Below are 19,344 nucleotides of genomic sequence, written 5' to 3' on the forward strand. Positions count from 1 at the left end.
GAAGTGTGGGAAATCGACAGAGCGAACTGTCGACTTTTACTTGACTGAATGCAGCCTGCCTTACGTGGATGCCAGCCAGCTCGCGGGCGCTGCCCAAGAGGGGCGTACGGTGAGGGAGGGGCTGGTGTCGCGTGACCGGGCAGACCTCATTGCGCGCCGCATCCGTCCAGCGCTCGAGAGGCTCTATCCGCGTGACCCGGAACGCGTGGACGAGGAATGCAGGAGGTTGGGGAGTTGACGGAGACCATGTCTGACGAGAAGAAGCGTGCCCTGCGCACGAAGTACCGGGTGATTCGCAAAGAGATGGGGGCTGAGGAGCGCGCGCGGGTGGACCGCCTTATTGCCCGGCGACTCGAGGTGCTTCCGGAGTGGGAGAAGGCCGACCTCGTCCTCGCGTACCTCTCCTTTGGCTCCGAGGTTGACACTCACGGGCTCATCGAGGCTGCCTGGTCCACCGGCAAGCGAGTGGCCATTCCGTACTGCCTTCCCGGAACGCGTGACATGGTCTGGTATCGGGTGATGTCGTACGACGACCTGGCAAAGAGCTCATTCGGGGTTCTCGAGCCTAATCCAGAGACCTTCGAGCAGGTGAATCCGGAGAGTGGCCTTGCTCCGCTCGCGATAGTCCCCGGTCTCGCGTTCGACTCGCTGGGGTATCGGCTGGGGTATGGTGGCGGCTTCTATGACACGTTCCTCTCGGGCTTCTCGGGTAAGTCCGTTGGCCTGTGTCGTGAGGGGCAGATGGTGGAAAGTCTCTCTGACCTCGGCGTCATTGACGCGCACGACCTTCCGGCCGACGTAGTGGTGACAGAGACGAGAGTCCTCCGCCCTCCGTTCTTTAGCGGTTTCTGTTAATCGGGAATGATGTTTGCGCAGGCCGTCTCATAACGTTTTTCACACATACCGCTAAAGCATAGAGGCTTTGACAGGGATCGCGGCTAGAAACGCGTTGATGGGGGTGCACCTTATGCCTACGGCAACACAGTGGTCAAAGCTCAATGAATACCTGCTTCAGGTCTGTACGGTGCATGAGCCCCTGGCGTTTTGCCGAGAGGCGCTTCGTCTTCTGCCCAAGCTCGTCGGCTTTGACCAGGGAATCGTGTACTTCCTCGACGAGGACGGGGAGGTGTACGACACCTACTCGATAGGTGTCGACCGGCAGATTATACGCGCGTACCGCGAAATCTCCCTCGATTCGGGGTGCGGCGAAGAGGGAAGCGAATACAGCGTGCAGGAGCGTGCCCGCAGGTTTGCCGAGGAAATGGCGCGTACGTTCAGAGAAAAGCAGCGTTTGGGCTGGGTACCCACGAACCCCATCCGCTCGGAGGACCTTACCAAGATCGACCATCGGTCGCGCTTCTACCGCGAGTGCGTGCGACCGCGGGGATCCGATACAGCACAGGATTCGGCTTCTTTGACGATCACGGCAGGGTTCGCGTTGTCTTCTGCCTTGACCGAACGAGAAACGCCGACTTCTCTCGCGATGAGCTCACGATGTTGCAGCTTGTGGCAATGCACCTTGGAAACGCCTACGTCAACTTCTTCCTCGAGCCTCCCGTCTGGCATGGCTATGCCACCATGCTCGATTCGCTGGACTGGCCTCTTTCCGATAGAGAGAACCAGATACTTGCGCTCATCATGGAGGGAAAGACCCCCAAGGCCGTGGCAGAGGAGCTGGGCATTAGCCGTGAGACAGTCTACAAGCACGTGAGCCACATGCATGCCAAGCTCGGGGTGACAAATGAGGCCGAGCTCACCGCCCGTGCCCGAGAGGAGCTGCGCAAGGCGGGCAAGTAGCTGCCTGCGCTTCCTTCCAACAGAGAGTTCGGCAAAGCCCGCCCTCGTTGTCGGACGGGCATTTTTGTGTGTCAAGGAGGGGTTGGGGGCGTTGCAAGGCGGTAACCGCTTACCGACGTCGCCCGATGGCAAGCGGTTGAACCTCGCAACCAAGCGGAGACACGGGGTAAAAGTGCACATTTCATGGCAGACCTTGGGTATTCGGACCTCCCATAGCCTTCCCTTATCGTTCGCGCTGCCAAGGGAGCGCAACGGCTACAGGAGGAGGGGTCCCGATGGACGAAGAGAGGGCAGCAGCGACAAGCACCAAGCCTGAAAAAAGCGAGACGGCGCCCGCGCCTATGCCCGTCAAGCAGGGCGTCGTCATGGAGATTATCGCGCTTGTGATGGTTATCGCCGTGACCGTGCTCGCAACCGTCATGGGCTGCGCCATCTGGATTGTGTGGCTTGGCATGTGCCTTTGGGCGGGCCTCGGCCACATGAAGGTCGAGATTGGCGAGATTGTGCGCGCATGGACGGGAGGCGCCTTTGGGATTGGCCTTGGGTACCTGCTCACGCACTCGTCGGAGGTGGGCAGCTGGGTACTCCCGGTGGCTGCAGTGATTCTCATCCTATTCATCTTTGGCATGGTCACGCACCGCTGGGGTTGGTTCTGCAACAACTACACCGCGTGCTTCCTCACGGTGTGCACGGCATGGGGCCTTCCCATCTCCATCCCGCAGGTCGTGCTCTCGCTCGTCTATGGCTTCGTGGTGTTTGGCATCATCCCGCTGGCGGCAACAAAGCTCATGGCTTCTCGCAAAACGGCGGACAAGCAGAAGGCGTAAGCAGCCGCGTGGTCTTCTTGACATGGATCTACCCGGCTCGAACGCGTGCGAGCCGGCTGGCAGGCAGGCTCTACAGGAGAAAGGAAGTTTGTCATGGCTACAGAAGAGAACGGCACCAAGGTCGAGACCAGTCTCATGCACAAGGGTCGCAAGACAAGCTGGCACCTGCAGCAGATGAAGAAGAAGGGCGAGAAGATCGTCATGCTCGGGCCCGGTAACCTCGATTCTCTCTTCTCCGCATGGGCTGACGCTGGCGGTGCCGACATGATTCGCTTTGTCGCTCCCGGCGAGAACGCAATCGACCGCTCGGCCAACCTTCAGAGCCACCTGCGCCAGGTGCGCAAGATGTGCCCCAACGCCCACCTCAACGTGGTGTGCGAGGCCTTTACGGTGAGCGACAACAAGACAGCCCTCGAGACCACTACCAAGCTCATGGCAGACCAGGCGGACTCCGTCCTCATCATGGGTATCAGCAACGACAAGCTGCTATTCCTCTCCGACAACCAGGTGCCCGTCTTTGGTCACGTGGGTGCGCTCTCTGGCTGGCAGACTACCAACATCGGTGGCTAGAAGCGCGTTGGCAAGACCGCCGAGGCCGCCTACAAGATCTACCGTGCCGCATACGAGTACCAGGAGTGCGGCATGAAGGGCATGACTATAGAGCTTGTTCCCGAGGAGGTTGCGCAGCTCATCTCCGAGAAGCTCGAGATCCCCGTGGTCGGTATCGCCGCCGGCTCGCCCTGTGACGGCTCCGAGATGGTCGTATGGGACCTCCTGGGCATCGTCCCTGCCGCTACCGTCCATGCGGTTCAGTACGCCAACCTCCCCGAGATCTGCGTTGGTGCCTACGGGAAGTTCGTCCAGGACGTCAAGACGGGCGCATACCCCAAGCCCGAGCACGGCTACCACATGGACGAGGCAGAGTTCGAGAAGTTCAAGGACATGGTCGACACGGACGTTCACTAGCACATGCAACAGATGAGTAGTGCCCTGGCCGACTGGTTCGGACATTGCCAATGCGCACGCCCATCAAGGACATCGTCACCGCCAAGTTCCCGCTCGACGAGTTCCCCACGGCGATGGAGCATGCGGCGGTCAAGTCCTACAAGAACATCAAGGTTCTTCTCGACCTCGACGCGTAGCGTCCGTTTGCGGCAAGGTCGCCGGCGTGCCGGGCCAGCCTCGTAGTAGGCTATTCCGAACACGAAAGCCAGCGGCGCATGGGAGGCGCGCATGGGTGGTTTGAGCGGTCCACAGCCGGAAAGCCCAATCGTCGCCGAGCTCGAGCACATCGAGTCCACGCGCTTCTCGTGCAACTCCTACCGAGGGCTGCCCGATGCCCCGGCCTTCGAGATCGTCGCTGGCGACCTGCCTGTTGTTGTCTCTGCTCCGCATGCCGTGACGCACGAGCGCGAGGGTCGAGTGAAGCCCTCAGACGACTACGCGGGGGCGATGGCCCTTGTGCTCGCGCTCTGGACCGGCTGCCACGCGATAGTTGCGAGCCGCTTCGACGGGTGTGACCCGAACTGGGATCCCATCGAGGGCTCGGCGTACAAGCAGGCCCTCGTTGCGCATGTTCTCAAAGCGGGGGTTCGCTTCTGTCTGGACCTGCATGGCATGGTGTCCGCATCGCCCTCAATCGTCGCCTTGGGCACGGCGGACGGCACCACGGTCGCGTCGCGACCCGAGGTTGGGGCCATCGCCGAGCGTATCCTGCGGGCGCGCCTCGAGCCGCTGGTCGAGCGCCATCACAAGCCCATCGTTGTCGACGGTGCCCTTGCGGCGAGAAACCCCAATACCGTGAGCTCAACCATTGCTCGCGAGTGCGGCATCCCCTGTGTGCAGGTGGAGGTCGCAACGCCGCTGCGCGTGCCAGGGAAGGCAGGCAGCGGGATTCCTGCGGGGGAGAGGCCCTTCAAGCCCGAGACGCTTGGCGAGGAGCAGGCCGCCCGCTCGCATCCGGACCCGGAAGCCGTTTTTCTCACCATGCAGGCGCTCGCGGAGGCCATTCGCGCCTGCGCGTGACGCAGGGGCTGCGCGGCGAGCGGTTCATTACCGAAGTTTCGGTACTGATTTCTCGTCCCAATCCGACATAGATTGCATGCAAAGCAGTGCCGCCGACGGCCGCGCGAGGCCCTTGGCGGCACCCAGGTGAGGTGTAGGCAGCAAACTTGGAGGTAGAGATGGCAGATCAGGATCAGGTTCGTCAGATGCCCAACCCGGATGACTTCGGGAAGCTTACGCTTGGCCAGTGCAAGCCGCTCGAGGAGGTCTTCGTCAAGGGCCTCGCTGACAAGGTGGCCATCGTGACGGGCGGCGCCACTGGCCTTGGCTACAACGTCGTCAACCGTCTCGCGGAGGCAGGTGCGAAGGTCGTCATAGCCTCGCGCAACGAGCAGCGCGGACAGAAGGCGGTCGATGACTTCAAGGCGCTCGGCTACGAGGTCTCCTTCTGCCAGACCGACGTCGCGAAGGTCGCGGACTGCTATGCCGCGGTCGACTACGCGGTTGCCACCTACGGCTCCATCGACATCCTCGTGACGGCTGGCGGCGTGTGGGGCAAGTGCGCCTACCTCGACGTCGACGAGGCGATCTACGACCGCGTCCTGGACATCGACCTCAAGGGCACCTACTTCATGGGCCAGGCCGCGGCGCGCTGGATGGTCGCCAACAAGAAGCCCGGCCGCATCGTCTTTGTCTCCAGCGCGGCGCACAGCGGAGAGGGCCTGCGCGGTGCCGGCATGAACACCTACTACCAGGCCGCCAAGGCGGGCATCGTCGCCCTTACCACGGGTGCAGCTGCCGAGCTCAAGCAGTACGGCATCCACGTCAACTGCGTCGCCCCTGGCGGCATGGTGTCCCACGGCGCCCTCTTCGAGGGACGCGCGAACGGCGCGAAGTACGGCGAGGAGTACGCGGCGTTCAAGAAGGAGCGCCAGCAGGCCGTGCAGGTTCCCGTCGCATTCAACCCGGACGAGGTCGCCCTCGTGTGCTATGCGCTCTGCACGCCGATGAGCGACTTCATGGACGGCGCCACCATCGACGTCAACGGCGGCGCGCTGCTCAACGCGCAGCTCAAGCCCTTCAGCTACACGGTCGAGGGGTGCATCCCCGGGCCGTCGGCTAAGTAGGACAGCACAAAGAATCTCGCAGGGCGTGGCGGGGGTTCTCTCCGCCACGCCCCTTTGTTCTTGTCACCATGAGTCCGCTGATTCGCATCCCTGCCCGCCAACTTGGGCAAACTTTTCAAATCTCCACGCCAGCTTTAGTCGCATCTGCCATATGGCGTCCGATTGCCCCTTTATAAAATGTAGGGGAAACCTGGGGCGCGGCGAACGGCGGAGTACCAATGATTCGGTATGTTCAACATTTAGCCGGTGACTAGGATGAGAGTGCAAGGAGGGTCGGGCAAACGCGTCGGGCGAATATGCCAAAACCATATCACCACGTCGGTGAAATGCATTAATACGCTCGACCGGGATGCTTCAAACTAGGCATCGGAGGACAACTCCCCTCGCGCTCTCCGGTACTCGTTGGCAGGAAATAAACGAAAGGGGTTTACAGCAATGGCTAAGTCGGACATCGAGATCGCGCAGGAAGCAGAGGAGCACTCGCTCCCCATCGCCGAGGTCGCCAAGAAGATCGGGCTCACCGAGGATCAACTGATTCCCTACGGCTACGACAAGGCGAAGATCGACATCAACGCCCTCAAGGACAAGCCCGCCAAGGGCAAGCTCATCCTCGTGACCGCCATCAACCCCACTCCCGCCGGCGAGGGCAAGACCACCACGTCCGTCGGCCTCGCGGACTCCCTCTGGGCCATTGGCAAACCCACCACGCTCTGCCTGCGAGAGCCCTCCCTGGGCCCCGTGTTTGGCGTCAAGGGTGGTGCCGCAGGCGGCGGCATGGCCCAGGTCATCCCCATGGAGGACATCAACCTTCACTTCACCGGCGACTTCCACGCCATCGGTGCTGCCAACAACCTTTGCGCAGCCATGCTCGACAACCACATCAAGCAGGGCAACGCCCTTGGCATCGACCCGCGCCGCATCGTGTGGAAGCGTGTCGTCGACATGAATGATCGCCAGCTTAGGAACGTCGTCGACGGTCTGGGCGGTGTTGCCGACGGCATGCCGCGCCAGGACGGATTCGACATCACAGTGGCCTCCGAGGTCATGGCCTGCTTCTGCCTGGCCACCGACCTCATGGACCTCAAGGCGCGCCTGTCTCGCATGGTCATCGCCTACACCTACGATCGCAAGCCCGTGACAGTTGCCGACATCCACGCCGAGGGTGCCATGACGGCGCTGCTCAAGGATGCCATCAAGCCCAACCTGGTCCAGACCCTCGAGGGTAATCCCGCCATCGTCCACGGAGGCCCGTTCGCCAACATCGCGCACGGCTGCAACTCCGTGCAGGCAACGCTCACCGGACTTCGACAGACCGAGTACACCGTCACCGAGGCGGGCTTTGGTGCCGACCTCGGCGCCGAGAAGTTCGTTGACATCAAGTGCCGCGCCCTCGGTGTCCAGCCGTCCGCGGTCGTCCTTGTCGCCACGGTTCGCGCCCTCAAGTACAACGGCGGCGTGCCCAAGGCGGAGCTCACCAACGAGAACCTCGACGCCCTTGAGAAGGGCATCCCCAACCTGCTCCGCCACGTCTCCAACATCAAGAACGTCTGGGGCCTGCCCGTCGTCGTGGCGATCAACGCCTTCCCCACGGACACCGAGGCCGAGCTCAAGTTCGTCGAGGACAAGTGCAAGGAGCTCGGCGTGAACGTCGTGCTCTCCGAGGTGTGGGCGAAGGGCTCCAAGGGCGGCAAGGCCTTGGCCGAGGAGGTCGTGCGCCTCTGCGAGCAGCCGAGCGAGATGCACTACACCTACGAGCTCGAGGGCTCCATCGCCGACAAGATTAACGCCATCGCGACCAAGATCTACCACGCCGACGGCGTCGACTTCACGCCATCCGCGTCCAAACAGCTCAAGCAGCTCGAGGACCTCGGCTACGGTAACCTCCCCATCTGCATGGCAAAGACTCAGTACTCCTTCACCGACGACCAGCACAAGCTCGGCGCACCCGAGGGCTTCCGCATCACGGTGCGCAACGTGAAGGTCTCCGCCGGTGCAGGCTTCATCGTGGCGCTCACGGGCGACATCATGACGATGCCCGGACTCCCCAAGGTGCCGGCCGCCGAGAAGATCGACGTGACGCCCGAGGGCAAGATCGTCGGGCTGTTCTAGGCGGCATCGGGGGCTCCTGCGCTTCTCACGCGAGACTGCTTCGCGCTTTGCGCTCAGAAAGTCTCGCTTAGAGAAGTGCGGGAGCCTCGAGGAGCGCGTCGGGCACAGCCCGATGACGTTTTCCCTTTGCGGCACGTCGAGCTTCTCGGGGGGCGCCTTGAGGAGTCGCAAGGGCGAGCTTCAAAATTACATTGTTCGGACTTTTCCTTCTTGAGGGAGGGCTCATGGATACTGTCGCTGAGATGCGGCTTGATGCGTTTTCGGACGTGCTCTCGTCTAAGGCGCCTGTTCCTGGCGGTGGTGGGGCTTCTGCCGTGGTAGCGACGGTGGGCGCCTCGCTTGGCCAGATGGTCGCGAGCCTTACGCTTGGCAAGAAGAAGTACGCCGATGTCCAGGGGCGTATTGAGGAGCTCATTCCTCGCTTCGAGACCGTTCGTGCGGAACTTCTCGCGCTCGCCGACGAGGACGCCAAAGCGTTCGAGCCACTCTCCAAAGCATACGGGCTCCCCAAGGAGACCGAGGAGGAGCGTGCCCACAAGGCGGAGGTCATGGAGGCTGCCTTACGTACCGCTTGCAAGCCTCCGTTCAAGATCATGGAGAAGATCTGCGAGGCCATCGACCTCGTGGACGAGGTGAGCCAGATTGGCACCAAGATTGCAATCAGCGACGCGGGAGCCGGGGCAACCATCCTCTCGGCGGCACTCAGGGCGGTGAGCCTCAACATCTTCATCAACGCCAAGTCGATGAAGGACCGTGAATATACTGAGGAACTCCTGTCCCGCACGCAGGAGATGCTCGACGAGGGATGCAGGAAGGCCGACAATGCCTACCTGCGCGTAGAGAGGGGAATCCGTTGGCCGAGCAAGTGATGAAGGGCGCGCCGGTCGCAAAGGCGCTTACAGAGAGGCTCGTGCCCCAGGTCGAGGCCCTGGTTGCACAGGGCGTACGTCCCACGCTCGCCATCGTGCGCGTGGGGGAGCGCGAGGACGACCTCTCCTACGAGCGTGGCGCCACAAAGCGCGCGGATAAGGTTGGCCTTGGACTGCGCAAGTTCGTGCTGCCTGCGGAGTGCTCCCAGGAGCAGCTCATGCACGTGATCAACGAGGTCAACGAGGACTCGTCAATTCACGGCTGCCTCATGTTTCGCCCGCTTCCCAAGACGCTTGACGAGGCCGCTGCCTGTGCCGCACTCGACCCCGCAAAGGACGTGGATTGCATCACGACGGGCTCACTCTACGGAGTCTTTGCCAACAGGCCGCTTGGTTTTCCGCCCTGCACCGCCGAGGCAGTGCTCGAGCTTCTCGACTACTACAAGGTTCCCCTCGACGGAGCCAAGGTCACTGTGGTGGGCCGCTCTCTTGTCATCGGCAAGCCCGTCTCTATGATGCTGCAGGCGAGAAACGCCACCGTGACCATGTGCCACACGCATACGCGCGACCTTGTGGCTGCGTGCAAGGATGCGGACGTGGTTGTTGCCGCAGCAGGCCACATCGGAACGGTGGGGGCAGCGTGCGCCGCTCCCCAGGAGGTCGTGGTCGACGTTGGCATCAACTGGGACGAGAAGGCCGGCAAGCTTGTGGGAGACGTGGACTACGACGCCGTCGAGCCCGTGGTGCGCGCCATCACCCCCGTTCCGGGCGGCGTTGGCTCTGTCACCACGGCGGTGCTGGCCAAGCACGTTATCGAGGCGGCTCAGAGGATGGTGGGCTAAGGATGGACGAACGCGACGTCGAGGGCTTCGACCTCTCCGATCGAACGGAGGGTCCCGGCAGGACCTCAGAGCTTACCTATGGCAAGCTTGACAAGCCGCGTGTGGAAGCTGCCGTGAGGGAGCTCCTCATAGCGATGGGCGAAGACCCCGACAGGCCGGGCCTTGTGGGAACGCCCGATCGCGTCGCACGGGCCTATGAGGAGATTTTTAGTGGTATGCAGGAAGACCCTGGCCACTACCTTCGCAAGCAGTTCCACGAGCCGGGCAACGAGGAGATGGTCGTCGTGCGCGACATCCCCTTTGCCAGCATGTGCGAACACCATATCCTTCCCTTCATGGGCAAGGCGAGCGTGTGCTACATCCCTCGCGACGGTCGTATCACGGGACTCTCCAAGATTGCCCGGTGCGTCACGGGCTACGCCCATCGCCTCCAGCTTCAGGAGCGGCTTACCAGCCAGATTGCCGACGCCATGGTGCGCGAGCTCAATCCGCTTGGGGTGCTTGTTGTGGTTGAGGCAGAGCACACCTGCATGACCATCCGCGGGATTCGCACTCCTGGGGCCAAGACCGTGACGTCGGCCGTGCGTGGTTGCCTTAAGAGCGACATCAAGACGCGCTCCGAGGCTTTGAGGCTGCTGGGCCTCTAGACAAGAGGCTTCTCTCGGCATTCCTACAATCAATGGCTTTATTGCGTTGGGCCCGGCGTGCTCGGGTCCCTGGGAGGTTGTGCGCAATGGTTGAGGATAAGAGCGCCGGCTCTCCGGCGGGGAAGGGGCAGGATTGCCTCTCGCCTGCGCAGACGCTTCACAAGGCGGTGGACGTTGGGGTGGGGAAGGCATCTATGCCCCGAGGACGGTCGTTTCTTCTTGCCATGATGGCAGGCCTCTTCATCGCCATGGGTGCGGCACTCATGCTGGTGGTGAAGTCCGACTCCAGCCTGGGGTTTGCTTCCTCGCAGATCCTGAGCGGCCTTGTCTTCTCGGTTGGGCTCTTCCTCGTGGTCGTTGCCGGCGCCGAGCTCTTCACCGGAAACAACCTTATGGCCATAGGCTGCCTTTCCGGCAGGTACGGAGCGGGGAGGCTTGTGGGTTCCTGGCTTACGGTCTATGCGGGCAACTTCGTGGGCTCATTGCTGCTCGTCCTCATCCTCGCGGGCGCCAACTTCGCCGGCCTCAACGGTGGGGCAGTCGGCGTTGCCGCGGCAGGCGTTGCGGCTTCAAAGGCGTCCCTCTCGCCCATGGCGGCCTTCTGCCGGGGCATCATGTGCAACGTCTTGGTGTGTTTGGCTGTCTGGATGTCCTTCGCTGGCCATTCGGTTGCTGATAAGTTCCTCGCCTGTGTGATGCCGGTCATGGGTTTTGTGGCTTCCGGATACGAGCACTGCGTTGCCAACATGTTCTTCCTCCCGTACGGACTTCTCGTCCAAGCGCTCGGACAGGGTGGAGAAGCTGCAGCAGTCTCGCTAGCGGGCGCATGCTCCAACCTCCTCTGGGTGACGCTTGGCAATCTGGTGGGAGGGGCCGTCATCATTGGCGGCGGATACTGGCTTGCGTACCGGAGAGACTTCGTGGCCGATATGAGCGTGAATGGCTAAGCTAGGGTGGCATTGTTGATATACCGCGCGTGCCAGCCACGCTGAAAGGGCGATAAAGAGCATGTACCAGCTTCCGTTCGACATTCCCCACACAACCTACGACGAGGCGCTGGGGATGCTTCACTCCGCGCTGCGCTTTGGCATCTGCCCCATGCTCGAGAGCGTGGAGGACATGCTCGCAGAGCTTGACAACCCTGACCTTGCCTTCCAGAGTGTGCAGATAGCCGGGACCAACGGCAAGACGTCGACCGCACGCTTTACTGCGGCAATTCTTCGAGGCGAGGGTCTGCGCACGGCGCTCTATACCTCGCCAGAGCTCGTGAGCTACACCGAGCGCATGGAGGTTGGCGGCTCGCCCGTCTCAGAGGACGCCTTTGCGCGCGGCATTGTGGCGGCACGGGAGGCAGGCAGGCGCGTGAATGCTAAGCGCACCTCGGCAGGCGAGAGGCCCTACGACATTACGGAGTTCGACCTGCTCACCGTCGCGGCGTGCGTGGTCTTTGCCGAGGCAGGTGTGGACGTAGCCGTGCTTGAGTGCGGCATGGGCGGGCGCTGGGACGCCACGTCTGCCGTGAAGTCCATCAGGAGCGTTGCCATTACGGGCATCGGCCTCGATCACATGCGCATCCTCGGCGACACGCTGGAGAAGATTGCTGGCGAGAAGGCCGCCATCATCAAGCGCGGCCGCAGCTGCGTCCTGGGCGTGGGCACCGCTACGCCGGACACCATGGAAGACGTGTTTCTCGAGCAGTGTGCCCGCGAGGGCGTGGTGCCCACGCTCCTGCGGCCGGAAGTCCTTGCCGATGCGGCGGGGGAGATGCATACCGGTCTGCCCCGCAAGCACACAGACCTCCCGCATGCCACATATCGCGTGGTCGAGAGGCCAAACCGCATTGGAGGCTCGCTTGTGCTCGATGTGCGCACAACGCGCGCCTCGTATGCGGAGGTGAGCGCTCTCAAGCCCGTCTACCAGGCGGCGAACATCGCCTGCGCCGTGCAGCTTGCCGAGGACTACCTTGGTCGCCCGCTTGATGCTGAGAGGCTCTTTGGGTCCGTGGTCACCTGCCCCACTCCGGGCCGCTTTGACGTGGTTCGCGCCGAGCCCGTAGCCCTTGTGGACGCCTGCCACAACCCACAGAGCGTGGATACCTTCCTCACTGCCGTTCGTGCAGTTGCGCCAAACGTGGGGGAGCGGCCAGCGCTTCTCTGCGCGGTTCTCGCCGACAAGGACGTCGAGGGCATCGTGCGGCTGTTGGCACCGGAGTTTCCGTGCGTCTATTGCACTCAGACCTCTTCGCCACGCGCCCTTTCGGCCGAGGAGCTTACCGGGCTGTTCGAGGCTGCCGGCAACGCGCCTGCTGGAACCTTTGTCTCGGTTGCGGAGGCGGTTGCCGCCCTTGGCAACGAGTCGTTTGTCGCCTGCGGATCCATCACCACGGCTGGCGAGGTGACGGGAATCTTCCGCCCGGGAGTCCAAAACCGCGGCAACACCGTGTGCTAGCCCCGCCTACCTCTCGTACCAGCGCACCTGCGGAGTGCGCCGACAGTCTGACGTGCCAACTACGTTAGAATCGCGGTTTGACATCGTTCGACATCGATGAGAGGACATGCCATGGCATTCAAGAAGATTGTGGTTGCCGGCGGCGGCGTGCTAGGCTCGCAGATCGCGCTGCAGACGGCCTACTGGGGCTATGACGTCACCATCTGGTTGCGTTCCGAGGGTTCCATCGGCCGTTGCCAGCCTAAGCTCGACAAGTTCGAGCAGCAGTACCTCGAGGCCATCGAGGGCATGAAGGGCGCCGAGAGCGCAAATGACCCAGCCTGGTGCGCCGGCCTGGCCGATTTCGACACGTTCGACGCTGACGAGTGCGTTGCCCGCGCACGCAAGGCGCACGACGACATGAAGCTCGAGCTCGACCTCGCCAAGGCCGTTGCAGATGCCGATCTCGTGATCGAGTCGATGGCCGAGGTGGCAGACCAGAAGGCGGACTTCTTCAAGAAGGTCGCGCCACTCATGCCCGAGAAGACCATCATCGTCACCAACTCCTCGTCGCTTCTGCCTTCGCAGTTCACCAAGGACACCGGCCGTCCCGACCGCTACCTGGCGCTTCACTTCGCCAATTCCATCTGGAAGCACAACGTGACTGAGGTCATGGTGCAGAGCGAGACGAGCGATGCCTCGTTCCAGGCGGTGCTCGAATTTGCCCGTGGCATCCACATGCAGCCGCTGCCGGTGAAGAAGGAGAAGGCGGGATACCTTCTCAACTCCCAGCTTGTGCCCTGGATGCTCTCTGGTCTTGACCTTCTCGCCAATGGCATCTCAGATCCCGAGAGCATCGACAAGGCATGGACATCGGGCACGGGCGCGCCCAAGGGCCCGTTCCAGGTGTTCGACACTGTTGGTCTCACCACGGCCATGAACATCGTCGACCAGTACCAGAAGGTGCCCGGCATCGCGACGCCCCTTCTCAGGAAGATGATGCTGCCCTACAACTTCAAGGGCATGAAGGCCGTGCTGCAGAAGTACATCGATGAAGGCAAGCTTGGTATGGCAGCCGGCGAGGGCTTCTACAAGTATGACGAGAACGGCGACATCATCAGGTAGATGCTTGCGCCATGCTGCGGCAACATATGGGTGTGCTGTTGAGGCTACGTCCGCATTGTGTGGAGAATGGTACGTTGCGTGTGACTCTCTGGCGCTTACTGCCGAGGTTGCAGGCATTCTCGGCCACATCTGATACAATCGTCAATCGCGTTTCTCGGTAGCGCGTTACTGACGGTTTGATAGTCAGACGCCGCGTACACATGTGCCAACAAGAGGAGTCCAGGGAATGCAAGACCTTATCGACCAAATTCTCACGCCTGAGGTAAGGATGGTTCTCTACCTCTTGGTTGTGTGCGTTGTCATGCTCTACGTCCTCTCCATCGTCTACGTCATTCGCGACGCCCAGCGTCGTGGCGCGGAGCCTTGGTGGATGTGGGCGATCATCTCGGTCATTCCCATCGTGGGGCTTCTCGCCTATGTCATCCTGCGTCCCAGCTCCTACCTCATCGACCGTGAGGAGCAGGACCTTGACATTGCTCTTCGTGAGCACCAGCTTTCGCACTACGGCATCTGCCCCAAGTGCGGTGCTCCCATCGACCGCGACTTTGTGGTGTGCCCCATCTGCAACACGCAGGTGAGGAACGTCTGCCCCACGTGCCACCGCCCGCTCAACGCCGACTGGAAGGTGTGTCCGTACTGCCGTACGCGCATCCAGTAGGCGAGAATGACATTGCATTGAGAAGGGCCCCGCCTCGGTGGGGTCCTTTTTGTTGCCGCTGGCGCCCGGGGGGCGCCTTTTCGCGGCAGGTGGGAACGAAACCCCTGTTCGGGCGTCAATACGGCGCTCGAAGGCCCATCTCGTACGGAATCCCGTCTGAAACCCCTGCTCGGGCGTCAATCTCTCGCCGGAAGGCGCATCTTCGTAGCAAGCACCCCAACCAAGGGTACAGAGGTTCTTTCCTAGTCCTAAGATACTTGCGAACGGAAATGAACAATTAGAAGTCCCCATGGGAAGCTAATCTTGCGGATGCGTAGCTAGACTACCTTTCCAGGCTTTGCTGCATGAGAAGACGGCACGAGAGCGCAAATCGTAGCAGCTCGTCTTCTTCCATAGAGTTCATATCGAGGTTCCAATGCTGTTGAATGCTAGTCATTCGATACTCAAGCGTGTTCCTGTGCATGTAAAGGGCTCGGGCGGCGCGCGAGATGTTGCGACCATTCATCACATAAGCGAAAAGGCAGCTGAGAGTCTCGTCTCCGCGCTCGCTTTGCGCGATGCGGAGTGCCATCGGATGCAGGGGCACGTCGAGTGGCGTCGTCTGTTCCATCTGGTGCAGGAAGTCGGAGAAGAAGACGTCATCATACGTTGAAACACCTTTTCTGCCATTGCCGTTTCCTTCGCGTACGGCTATACGTGCCTGTCTCCATGCGGAACGTGCATGGAGGAACTCGAACTCATCACTCACTCCGCAGGGAATGTCTTGGTTGTCGCGGTGACGGAGGGTCTCGATGAATCCCTCGCGCGAAGCCGTAGGCTGGCTCTGGTCAAGATGCATGAGAATGACGAGATAGCGATCCTGGACGATGACAATTGAGCCGGGATACGCAAGCATTGCTTCGGCGCGATAGGGATCGCTATGGGGTGAGTCACTATAGTCGGACAGGGGCATGACGGCAAGGCAGTAGCTGTCACTTATATGCCAACCTTTGCGCTCGAGTTGGTAGCGCACGATGCGCTCTTCGACATCGTCTCCATTGATGAGCAACCGTAATGTGTGCCCGATAGGAGAGCGGTGATGCTGTCCAGCGATGGTTGTCCTGAACATCTCCGCTAGTCGGTCGCGTACGTGCATGGCAAGCGAAATCTGTGCACCGTCAAAGGGTGCCAACAAGTCCACCTGTGCAAGCGTTCCCAATACTTGGCCATCCTCATAGATGTTCAGCGAGAGGTTCTCGTGAAGTGGCGAGCGCTTCGGACGGATGATGGTCGGCTCTACTGGGTCAGTAATGGAAGCGGAGATCTGCGTGCGCTCGTCGACGGTGTAATAGCCTACCGGAGCGCGACCCTTGTCGAGTACGTCTTCCCAAATGGTGTCCTGATAGTCACCTGTGATTTCGCCAGCATATGACATCAGGCCGCTTGTCTCGTCAAAGACTGCGACGGGGTTTGCCAGCTGCTCGACGCTAACCTCCAGAATCTCCTGAAGAGATTTGCGCGCAATGATTGCCTTGGTGAGGTCTGCGTCCCATGAGTCCAGGGCTTCCTTAACATCCATTAGTCTGTTGGCAAGCTCGTTTGCGCTCTTGGTGTGTGCGACAAGAATCTCGGCGGTTTCTCCCGATTTCGCAAAGAGTCGATCAGCCAAGGTGTCAGCGTTCTCGTCCTCGCCGCATGCGACTGCCACGGATGCGCCGGCCCGCGCGAGTTGCTCAGCATTCTTAGAGTCGCAAACCCACAGTACGTTGTCGCGCGGCTCCGCGAGGGCTGCGCTCCAGGCTCTCACGCTGGTCAGCGTAAGGGCGTGTCCAGCCGACGAACGCCACGCAACGTTGTTGTCTCCAAGCTTCTCGGCGAGAACTGCAACGCTTGTCTTCATAGGCTTCCCCATACTCCCCGGTCCGATCCCGCATGCCGGATGTCATTCAGATTATACAGGCCAGCTGGCACAGGGCGTTCCTCCCCTGGGAACTGGTCCGTTCCGTACCGCTGACGGTTGGAAATTCTGCCCAAAATGGACCCAAACAGGAGTCTTGTTTTACGTATCGGCATGCTCTTCTCGGCGGCAGACTACAGTCAACGCAACCAGATCTGCGAGAGCAGAACGAGGGGAGAATGTCATGGCACAGCAGGAAATATGCACGGCAGAGTCAAATGCAACCCTGCTCCTCCAGTTGGCACCCGGTGTCTTGGAAGCCTATGAGTACCAGGGACCGGCAGTCGAATCGAGGGCGTACCGTACCTCAGCAATGATATGCACCACGCTCATGAAGACGAGCCCGGTCTATGACATCGTCGGCCCGGATGCCTGCAAGTTCCTCCAGTCCATCTGCGTGAATGATTTTACCAAGCTCAAGTACACAGGTCTTCGCCATGCCGTCATCTGCAACGAGAAGGGCCAGATTCTCACCGATGGCGTCGTGATCCGCATCGCCGAGGATCGCTACCGCACCTACTGGCTGAACCCGCCCATCCAGTACCTTTGTGAGACGTCTGGCATGGACGTCCACGGCGAGGACATGTCCGGTACTGAGTTCTTCATCCAGGTGCAGGGTGAGAAGTCCCTCGAGATTCTTGAGGAGGCGTTCCAGGCAGATCTGCACGACATCAAGTTTGCCAAGCACCGAATCCAGGACGTCGAGGGCACGCCAGTTCAGGTTATCCGCCTTGGTATGACTGGAAACCTTGCCTATGAGGTCCACGGTCCCATTGCCGATTACGCCAAGATTTACAGCAAGATTTGGGAGAGTGGACAGAAGTTCGGCGCGGTCCAGGAGGGGGCGCATACCTACAACCTCTTTAACCACACCGAGGCGGGTTTCCCCAACATTAACCTGCATTACCCGCTGCCCTGGTTCGAGAGTGGGGAGGGTCTTCGGGACTGGTGTCTCGCCCATCCTGCGGCAGCCTCTCTCAACATCAACCGCGTACTCCACGGTTCGGTGGGCGATGACCTCGAGGGTCGCTTCGTGAACCCCTACGAAACGGGCCTTGGCTTCCTCGTCAAGTTCAACCATGACTTCATGGGTCGCGAGGCGCTCGAGAAGATTGCCGCAAACCAGTCGCGCAACGTCTGCACGCTTGAGTGGGACCCCGAAGATCTTGGGAAGGTCTTTGCCGCAATGATGAAGCCCGGCAACAACGTCGATGACATCTCGATTCTCAGCGACTTCGATTGGGTGGGCGACTTCGCAAACAACTGCATCGAATATCGTGCGGACAAGGTGTTGAACGAGGATGACGAGCAAATTGGTATGTCCTCCGGCCGCATGCGCTCATTCAATTACGACACGATGATTTCGCTCGGCTTCATTGACCCTGCCTACATCCAGGAGGGCCGTGAGCTCACGGTCTTGTGGGGCACTCCCGGCACCCAACAGATGAAGGTGCGCGTCAAGGTCGCCCGTTATCCCTATAACAAGGACCTCCCGCGCAACGAGGACATCGACGTTTCGACCATCCCCACGCTCGGGCACGGGCGCATGGTGAAGTAGGCGGTCGGACTCGCTCCTGAAGAGATCCGTACAAGGCAAACAAGTAGTGCACGTTCAACTCAATTGGTGATTTGCCATTTTGGGGCGGGACAGACTTTGCTCTGCTCGCCCCATTCCTTTTGGGAGGGGCACCTATGGAAGACTCACGTAGGAAGCGCTACGCAAGCATGGCGCTTGCGGCAATCTGCATTGGCTACCTCGCGCCAAACTACGCTCAGTACCAGCTCTCTCCTCTTGCTACGAGTCTGATTAAAGAACTCTCGATCTCGGCAAGTCAGTTCTCATCGCTCTTCACGGCGCCCATGATTCCGGCAATCCTCCTCTCCCTGGTCGCTGGAGTTTTGGTTGATAAGCACAATCCGCGCCTGGTCGTGGGCATCGCCTTTGTGGCCTCGACGATTGGCGCCGTGCTTAACGTGATGGGCAGCTCCTACGGTGTGCTTTTGGTTGGCTTTGCGCTCACTGGGCTTGCCGCATCGTTTCTCAACTCCTGTGGGGCAAAGCTCCTTGGCTCCTGGTATTCGCCCGAGCAGCTCTCCGAAAAGCTTGGCGTGGCGTTTGCCTTCTCCACGGTTGCCATGACCGTAGCACTTGCGACGACCGCCTACTTCCCAAATCGCCGTGCTGCCTTTTTTCTTTCGCTCGCGCTGTTTGTTGTCTCGACGATCGCTTGGTTTGCACTGTACCGTAATCCCGAGACACCGGACAGGAGCGTCGAGGCTGCTCCTGCGGCCGTCCAGTCCGGCCTTGGTAAGCTGCTAAAACGCGTGGTCTCCAACGATCGCGTCTGGCTTGTGGGTCTCGCTCTCTTCTGCGTTATGGGCGCCAACGTTGTTATGAGCTCGTTTGTGCCTACGATTCTGCAGTCACGCGGCATCGATTCCGTCGCTGCGGGTTACTATGCCAGCGCTTACACAATCGGCAGCCTTGTGAGCTGCATCCTCGTTCCGATGAGTGCCAAGAAGCTGGGGTCCAAGAACACGTTTGTTGTGCTCGATACCTGCGCGTTTGCGCTAGTGGGCTTTGGCTGGATGGCACCGGAGGGGTTCCTGCTCATGGCAGCGCTCTTTCTTGCGGGGTTCTTCGTAGGCGGTAATATGCCCCTGCTCATGGCCGTGCCCATCAAGCTTCCTGACGTTGGGCCCAAGCTTGCGGGTACCGCGGGCGGGCTCGTGGCAACGGTGGAGCTTCTCGGCGCCGTAATTCTTCCAAGCTACGTGCTGATTCCTGCCGCAGGTGGCAACCTTGGCGTCGCCTTTGTTCTCGCGGGGGTCTGTATGCTCGTGTCCTGCGCCTTTACGCTTCTGTTGCCTCGCGAGGTCTAGTGCATGGAGCCTAGCCGTGCGGTCCTCCGGCCTATACTTGCTGCGGCACCGTAGTAGGAGGACCGCATGGCACAGAGCGAAGGGGAAGCCCCG

19 protein-coding genes and 1 pseudogene are annotated in these 19,344 nt (G+C 60.9%); 18 read left to right on the forward strand and 2 right to left on the reverse strand.

From position 1 onward, the window contains the following. A partial coding sequence (locus NVS32_RS07565) for a hypothetical protein (RefSeq protein WP_258499276.1) occupies positions 1-238 on the forward strand: 238 nt, incomplete at its 5' end. Then, complete coding sequence (locus NVS32_RS07570; protein ID WP_258499277.1) at positions 235-855, forward strand: 5-formyltetrahydrofolate cyclo-ligase; 621 nt, start codon at positions 235-237, stop codon at positions 853-855. The genes NVS32_RS07565 and NVS32_RS07570, both read left to right, overlap by 4 nt. A gap of 133 nt (positions 856-988) precedes the next feature. Here NVS32_RS07570 and NVS32_RS07575 read toward each other — a convergent pair whose 3' ends face one another. Then, positions 989-1,348, reverse strand: coding sequence for a hypothetical protein (locus NVS32_RS07575; RefSeq protein ID WP_258499278.1), 360 nt, complete (start codon positions 1,346-1,348; stop codon positions 989-991). 146 nt (positions 1,349-1,494) lie between these two features. Between NVS32_RS07575 and NVS32_RS07580 the strand changes: the two genes are divergently transcribed. The 14 genes and pseudogenes from NVS32_RS07580 (at position 1,495) to NVS32_RS07645 (ending at position 14,432) form a co-directional block, all read left to right on the forward strand. Further along, a complete protein-coding gene (locus NVS32_RS07580; RefSeq protein ID WP_258499279.1) occupies positions 1,495-1,797 on the forward strand; it encodes a response regulator transcription factor in 303 nt (100 codons plus the stop codon). Positions 1,798-2,072: 275 nt separating this feature from the next. Next, positions 2,073-2,624: a hypothetical protein gene (locus NVS32_RS07585; RefSeq protein ID WP_258499280.1), complete on the forward strand. Its 552-nt coding sequence runs from the start codon at positions 2,073-2,075 to the stop codon at positions 2,622-2,624. 135 nt (positions 2,625-2,759) lie between these two features. Beyond that, positions 2,760-3,590: pseudogene (locus NVS32_RS07590) on the forward strand (3-methyl-2-oxobutanoate hydroxymethyltransferase). 50 nt (positions 3,591-3,640) lie between these two features. After that, a complete protein-coding gene (locus NVS32_RS07595) occupies positions 3,641-3,766 on the forward strand; it encodes a hypothetical protein (protein WP_258499281.1) in 126 nt (41 codons plus the stop codon). Between the two features lie 91 nt (positions 3,767-3,857). After that, a complete protein-coding gene (locus NVS32_RS07600) occupies positions 3,858-4,649 on the forward strand; it encodes a hypothetical protein (protein WP_258499282.1) in 792 nt (263 codons plus the stop codon). Between the two features lie 158 nt (positions 4,650-4,807). After that, on the forward strand, positions 4,808-5,755 hold the full coding sequence (locus tag NVS32_RS07605) for an SDR family NAD(P)-dependent oxidoreductase (RefSeq protein WP_258499283.1): 948 nt from the start codon (positions 4,808-4,810) through the stop codon (positions 5,753-5,755). Positions 5,756-6,190: 435 nt separating this feature from the next. Further along, entirely contained in the window at positions 6,191-7,864 is a 1,674-nt protein-coding gene (locus NVS32_RS07610) for a formate--tetrahydrofolate ligase (protein WP_258499284.1), read from the forward strand. 224 nt (positions 7,865-8,088) lie between these two features. Then, positions 8,089-8,733 carry a cyclodeaminase/cyclohydrolase family protein gene (locus tag NVS32_RS07615; RefSeq protein WP_258499285.1) on the forward strand — a complete coding sequence of 215 codons (645 nt, stop codon included), beginning with the start codon at positions 8,089-8,091 and terminating at the stop codon, positions 8,731-8,733. Next, positions 8,733-9,575 (forward strand): bifunctional 5,10-methylenetetrahydrofolate dehydrogenase/5,10-methenyltetrahydrofolate cyclohydrolase, encoded by an 843-nt coding sequence (locus NVS32_RS07620; RefSeq protein WP_258499485.1) that lies wholly within the window; start codon positions 8,733-8,735, stop codon positions 9,573-9,575. The genes NVS32_RS07615 and NVS32_RS07620 overlap by 1 nt, the downstream gene beginning before the upstream one ends. A 2-nt stretch (positions 9,576-9,577) precedes the next feature. Then, entirely contained in the window at positions 9,578-10,222 is a 645-nt protein-coding gene (gene folE, locus NVS32_RS07625) for a GTP cyclohydrolase I FolE (protein ID WP_258499286.1), read from the forward strand. Positions 10,223-10,308: 86 nt separating this feature from the next. After that, the gene (locus tag NVS32_RS07630; protein WP_258499287.1) at positions 10,309-11,169 is read left to right on the forward strand and encodes a formate/nitrite transporter family protein; all 861 of its coding nucleotides are present in this window, start codon (positions 10,309-10,311) and stop codon (positions 11,167-11,169) included. Positions 11,170-11,230: 61 nt separating this feature from the next. Further along, positions 11,231-12,670 carry a bifunctional folylpolyglutamate synthase/dihydrofolate synthase gene (locus NVS32_RS07635; RefSeq protein ID WP_258499288.1) on the forward strand — a complete coding sequence of 480 codons (1,440 nt, stop codon included), beginning with the start codon at positions 11,231-11,233 and terminating at the stop codon, positions 12,668-12,670. Between the two features lie 111 nt (positions 12,671-12,781). Next, entirely contained in the window at positions 12,782-13,774 is a 993-nt protein-coding gene (locus tag NVS32_RS07640) for a 3-hydroxyacyl-CoA dehydrogenase (RefSeq protein WP_258499289.1), read from the forward strand. A 226-nt stretch (positions 13,775-14,000) separates the two neighbouring features. Next, positions 14,001-14,432 carry a zinc ribbon domain-containing protein gene (locus tag NVS32_RS07645; protein WP_032111879.1) on the forward strand — a complete coding sequence of 144 codons (432 nt, stop codon included), beginning with the start codon at positions 14,001-14,003 and terminating at the stop codon, positions 14,430-14,432. Between the two features lie 322 nt (positions 14,433-14,754). On the opposite strand, the gene NVS32_RS07650 is transcribed toward NVS32_RS07645, so the two are convergent. Continuing rightward, a complete protein-coding gene (locus NVS32_RS07650) occupies positions 14,755-16,311 on the reverse strand; it encodes a PucR family transcriptional regulator (RefSeq protein WP_258499290.1) in 1,557 nt (518 codons plus the stop codon). 241 nt (positions 16,312-16,552) lie between these two features. Here NVS32_RS07650 and NVS32_RS07655 point away from each other — a divergent pair, with 241 nt between their 5' ends. Continuing rightward, entirely contained in the window at positions 16,553-17,926 is a 1,374-nt protein-coding gene (locus NVS32_RS07655) for an aminomethyltransferase family protein (RefSeq protein WP_199589499.1), read from the forward strand. A gap of 134 nt (positions 17,927-18,060) precedes the next feature. After that, on the forward strand, positions 18,061-19,251 hold the full coding sequence (locus tag NVS32_RS07660) for an MFS transporter (RefSeq protein ID WP_258499291.1): 1,191 nt from the start codon (positions 18,061-18,063) through the stop codon (positions 19,249-19,251). Positions 19,252-19,344: the final 93 nt, after the last annotated feature.

The organism is Tractidigestivibacter montrealensis (assembly GCF_024741235.1).
Lineage (GTDB): Bacteria > Actinomycetota > Coriobacteriia > Coriobacteriales > Atopobiaceae > Tractidigestivibacter > Tractidigestivibacter montrealensis.

What these genes read in the sequence shown, in the direction of transcription:
- NVS32_RS07585 (WP_258499280.1), top strand. Translation starts at nt 2,073, where the DNA reads ATGGACGAAGAGAGGGCAGCAGCGACAAGCACCAAGCCTGAAAAAAGC.
- NVS32_RS07620 (WP_258499485.1), top strand. Translation starts at nt 8,733, where the DNA reads ATGAAGGGCGCGCCGGTCGCAAAGGCGCTTACAGAGAGGCTCGTGCCC.
- NVS32_RS07595 (WP_258499281.1), top strand. Translation starts at nt 3,641, where the DNA reads ATGCGCACGCCCATCAAGGACATCGTCACCGCCAAGTTCCCGCTCGAC.
- NVS32_RS07605 (WP_258499283.1), top strand. Translation starts at nt 4,808, where the DNA reads ATGGCAGATCAGGATCAGGTTCGTCAGATGCCCAACCCGGATGACTTC.
- NVS32_RS07635 (WP_258499288.1), top strand. Translation starts at nt 11,231, where the DNA reads ATGTACCAGCTTCCGTTCGACATTCCCCACACAACCTACGACGAGGCG.
- NVS32_RS07600 (WP_258499282.1), top strand. Translation starts at nt 3,858, where the DNA reads ATGGGTGGTTTGAGCGGTCCACAGCCGGAAAGCCCAATCGTCGCCGAG.
- NVS32_RS07640 (WP_258499289.1), top strand. Translation starts at nt 12,782, where the DNA reads ATGGCATTCAAGAAGATTGTGGTTGCCGGCGGCGGCGTGCTAGGCTCG.
- NVS32_RS07575 (WP_258499278.1), bottom strand. Translation starts at nt 1,348, where the DNA reads ATGGTCGATCTTGGTAAGGTCCTCCGAGCGGATGGGGTTCGTGGGTAC.
- folE (WP_258499286.1), top strand. Translation starts at nt 9,578, where the DNA reads ATGGACGAACGCGACGTCGAGGGCTTCGACCTCTCCGATCGAACGGAG.
- NVS32_RS07580 (WP_258499279.1), top strand. Translation starts at nt 1,495, where the DNA reads ATGTTGCAGCTTGTGGCAATGCACCTTGGAAACGCCTACGTCAACTTC.
- NVS32_RS07660 (WP_258499291.1), top strand. Translation starts at nt 18,061, where the DNA reads ATGGAAGACTCACGTAGGAAGCGCTACGCAAGCATGGCGCTTGCGGCA.
- NVS32_RS07615 (WP_258499285.1), top strand. Translation starts at nt 8,089, where the DNA reads ATGGATACTGTCGCTGAGATGCGGCTTGATGCGTTTTCGGACGTGCTC.
- NVS32_RS07645 (WP_032111879.1), top strand. Translation starts at nt 14,001, where the DNA reads ATGCAAGACCTTATCGACCAAATTCTCACGCCTGAGGTAAGGATGGTT.
- NVS32_RS07655 (WP_199589499.1), top strand. Translation starts at nt 16,553, where the DNA reads ATGGCACAGCAGGAAATATGCACGGCAGAGTCAAATGCAACCCTGCTC.
- NVS32_RS07630 (WP_258499287.1), top strand. Translation starts at nt 10,309, where the DNA reads ATGGTTGAGGATAAGAGCGCCGGCTCTCCGGCGGGGAAGGGGCAGGAT.
- NVS32_RS07650 (WP_258499290.1), bottom strand. Translation starts at nt 16,311, where the DNA reads ATGAAGACAAGCGTTGCAGTTCTCGCCGAGAAGCTTGGAGACAACAAC.
- NVS32_RS07610 (WP_258499284.1), top strand. Translation starts at nt 6,191, where the DNA reads ATGGCTAAGTCGGACATCGAGATCGCGCAGGAAGCAGAGGAGCACTCG.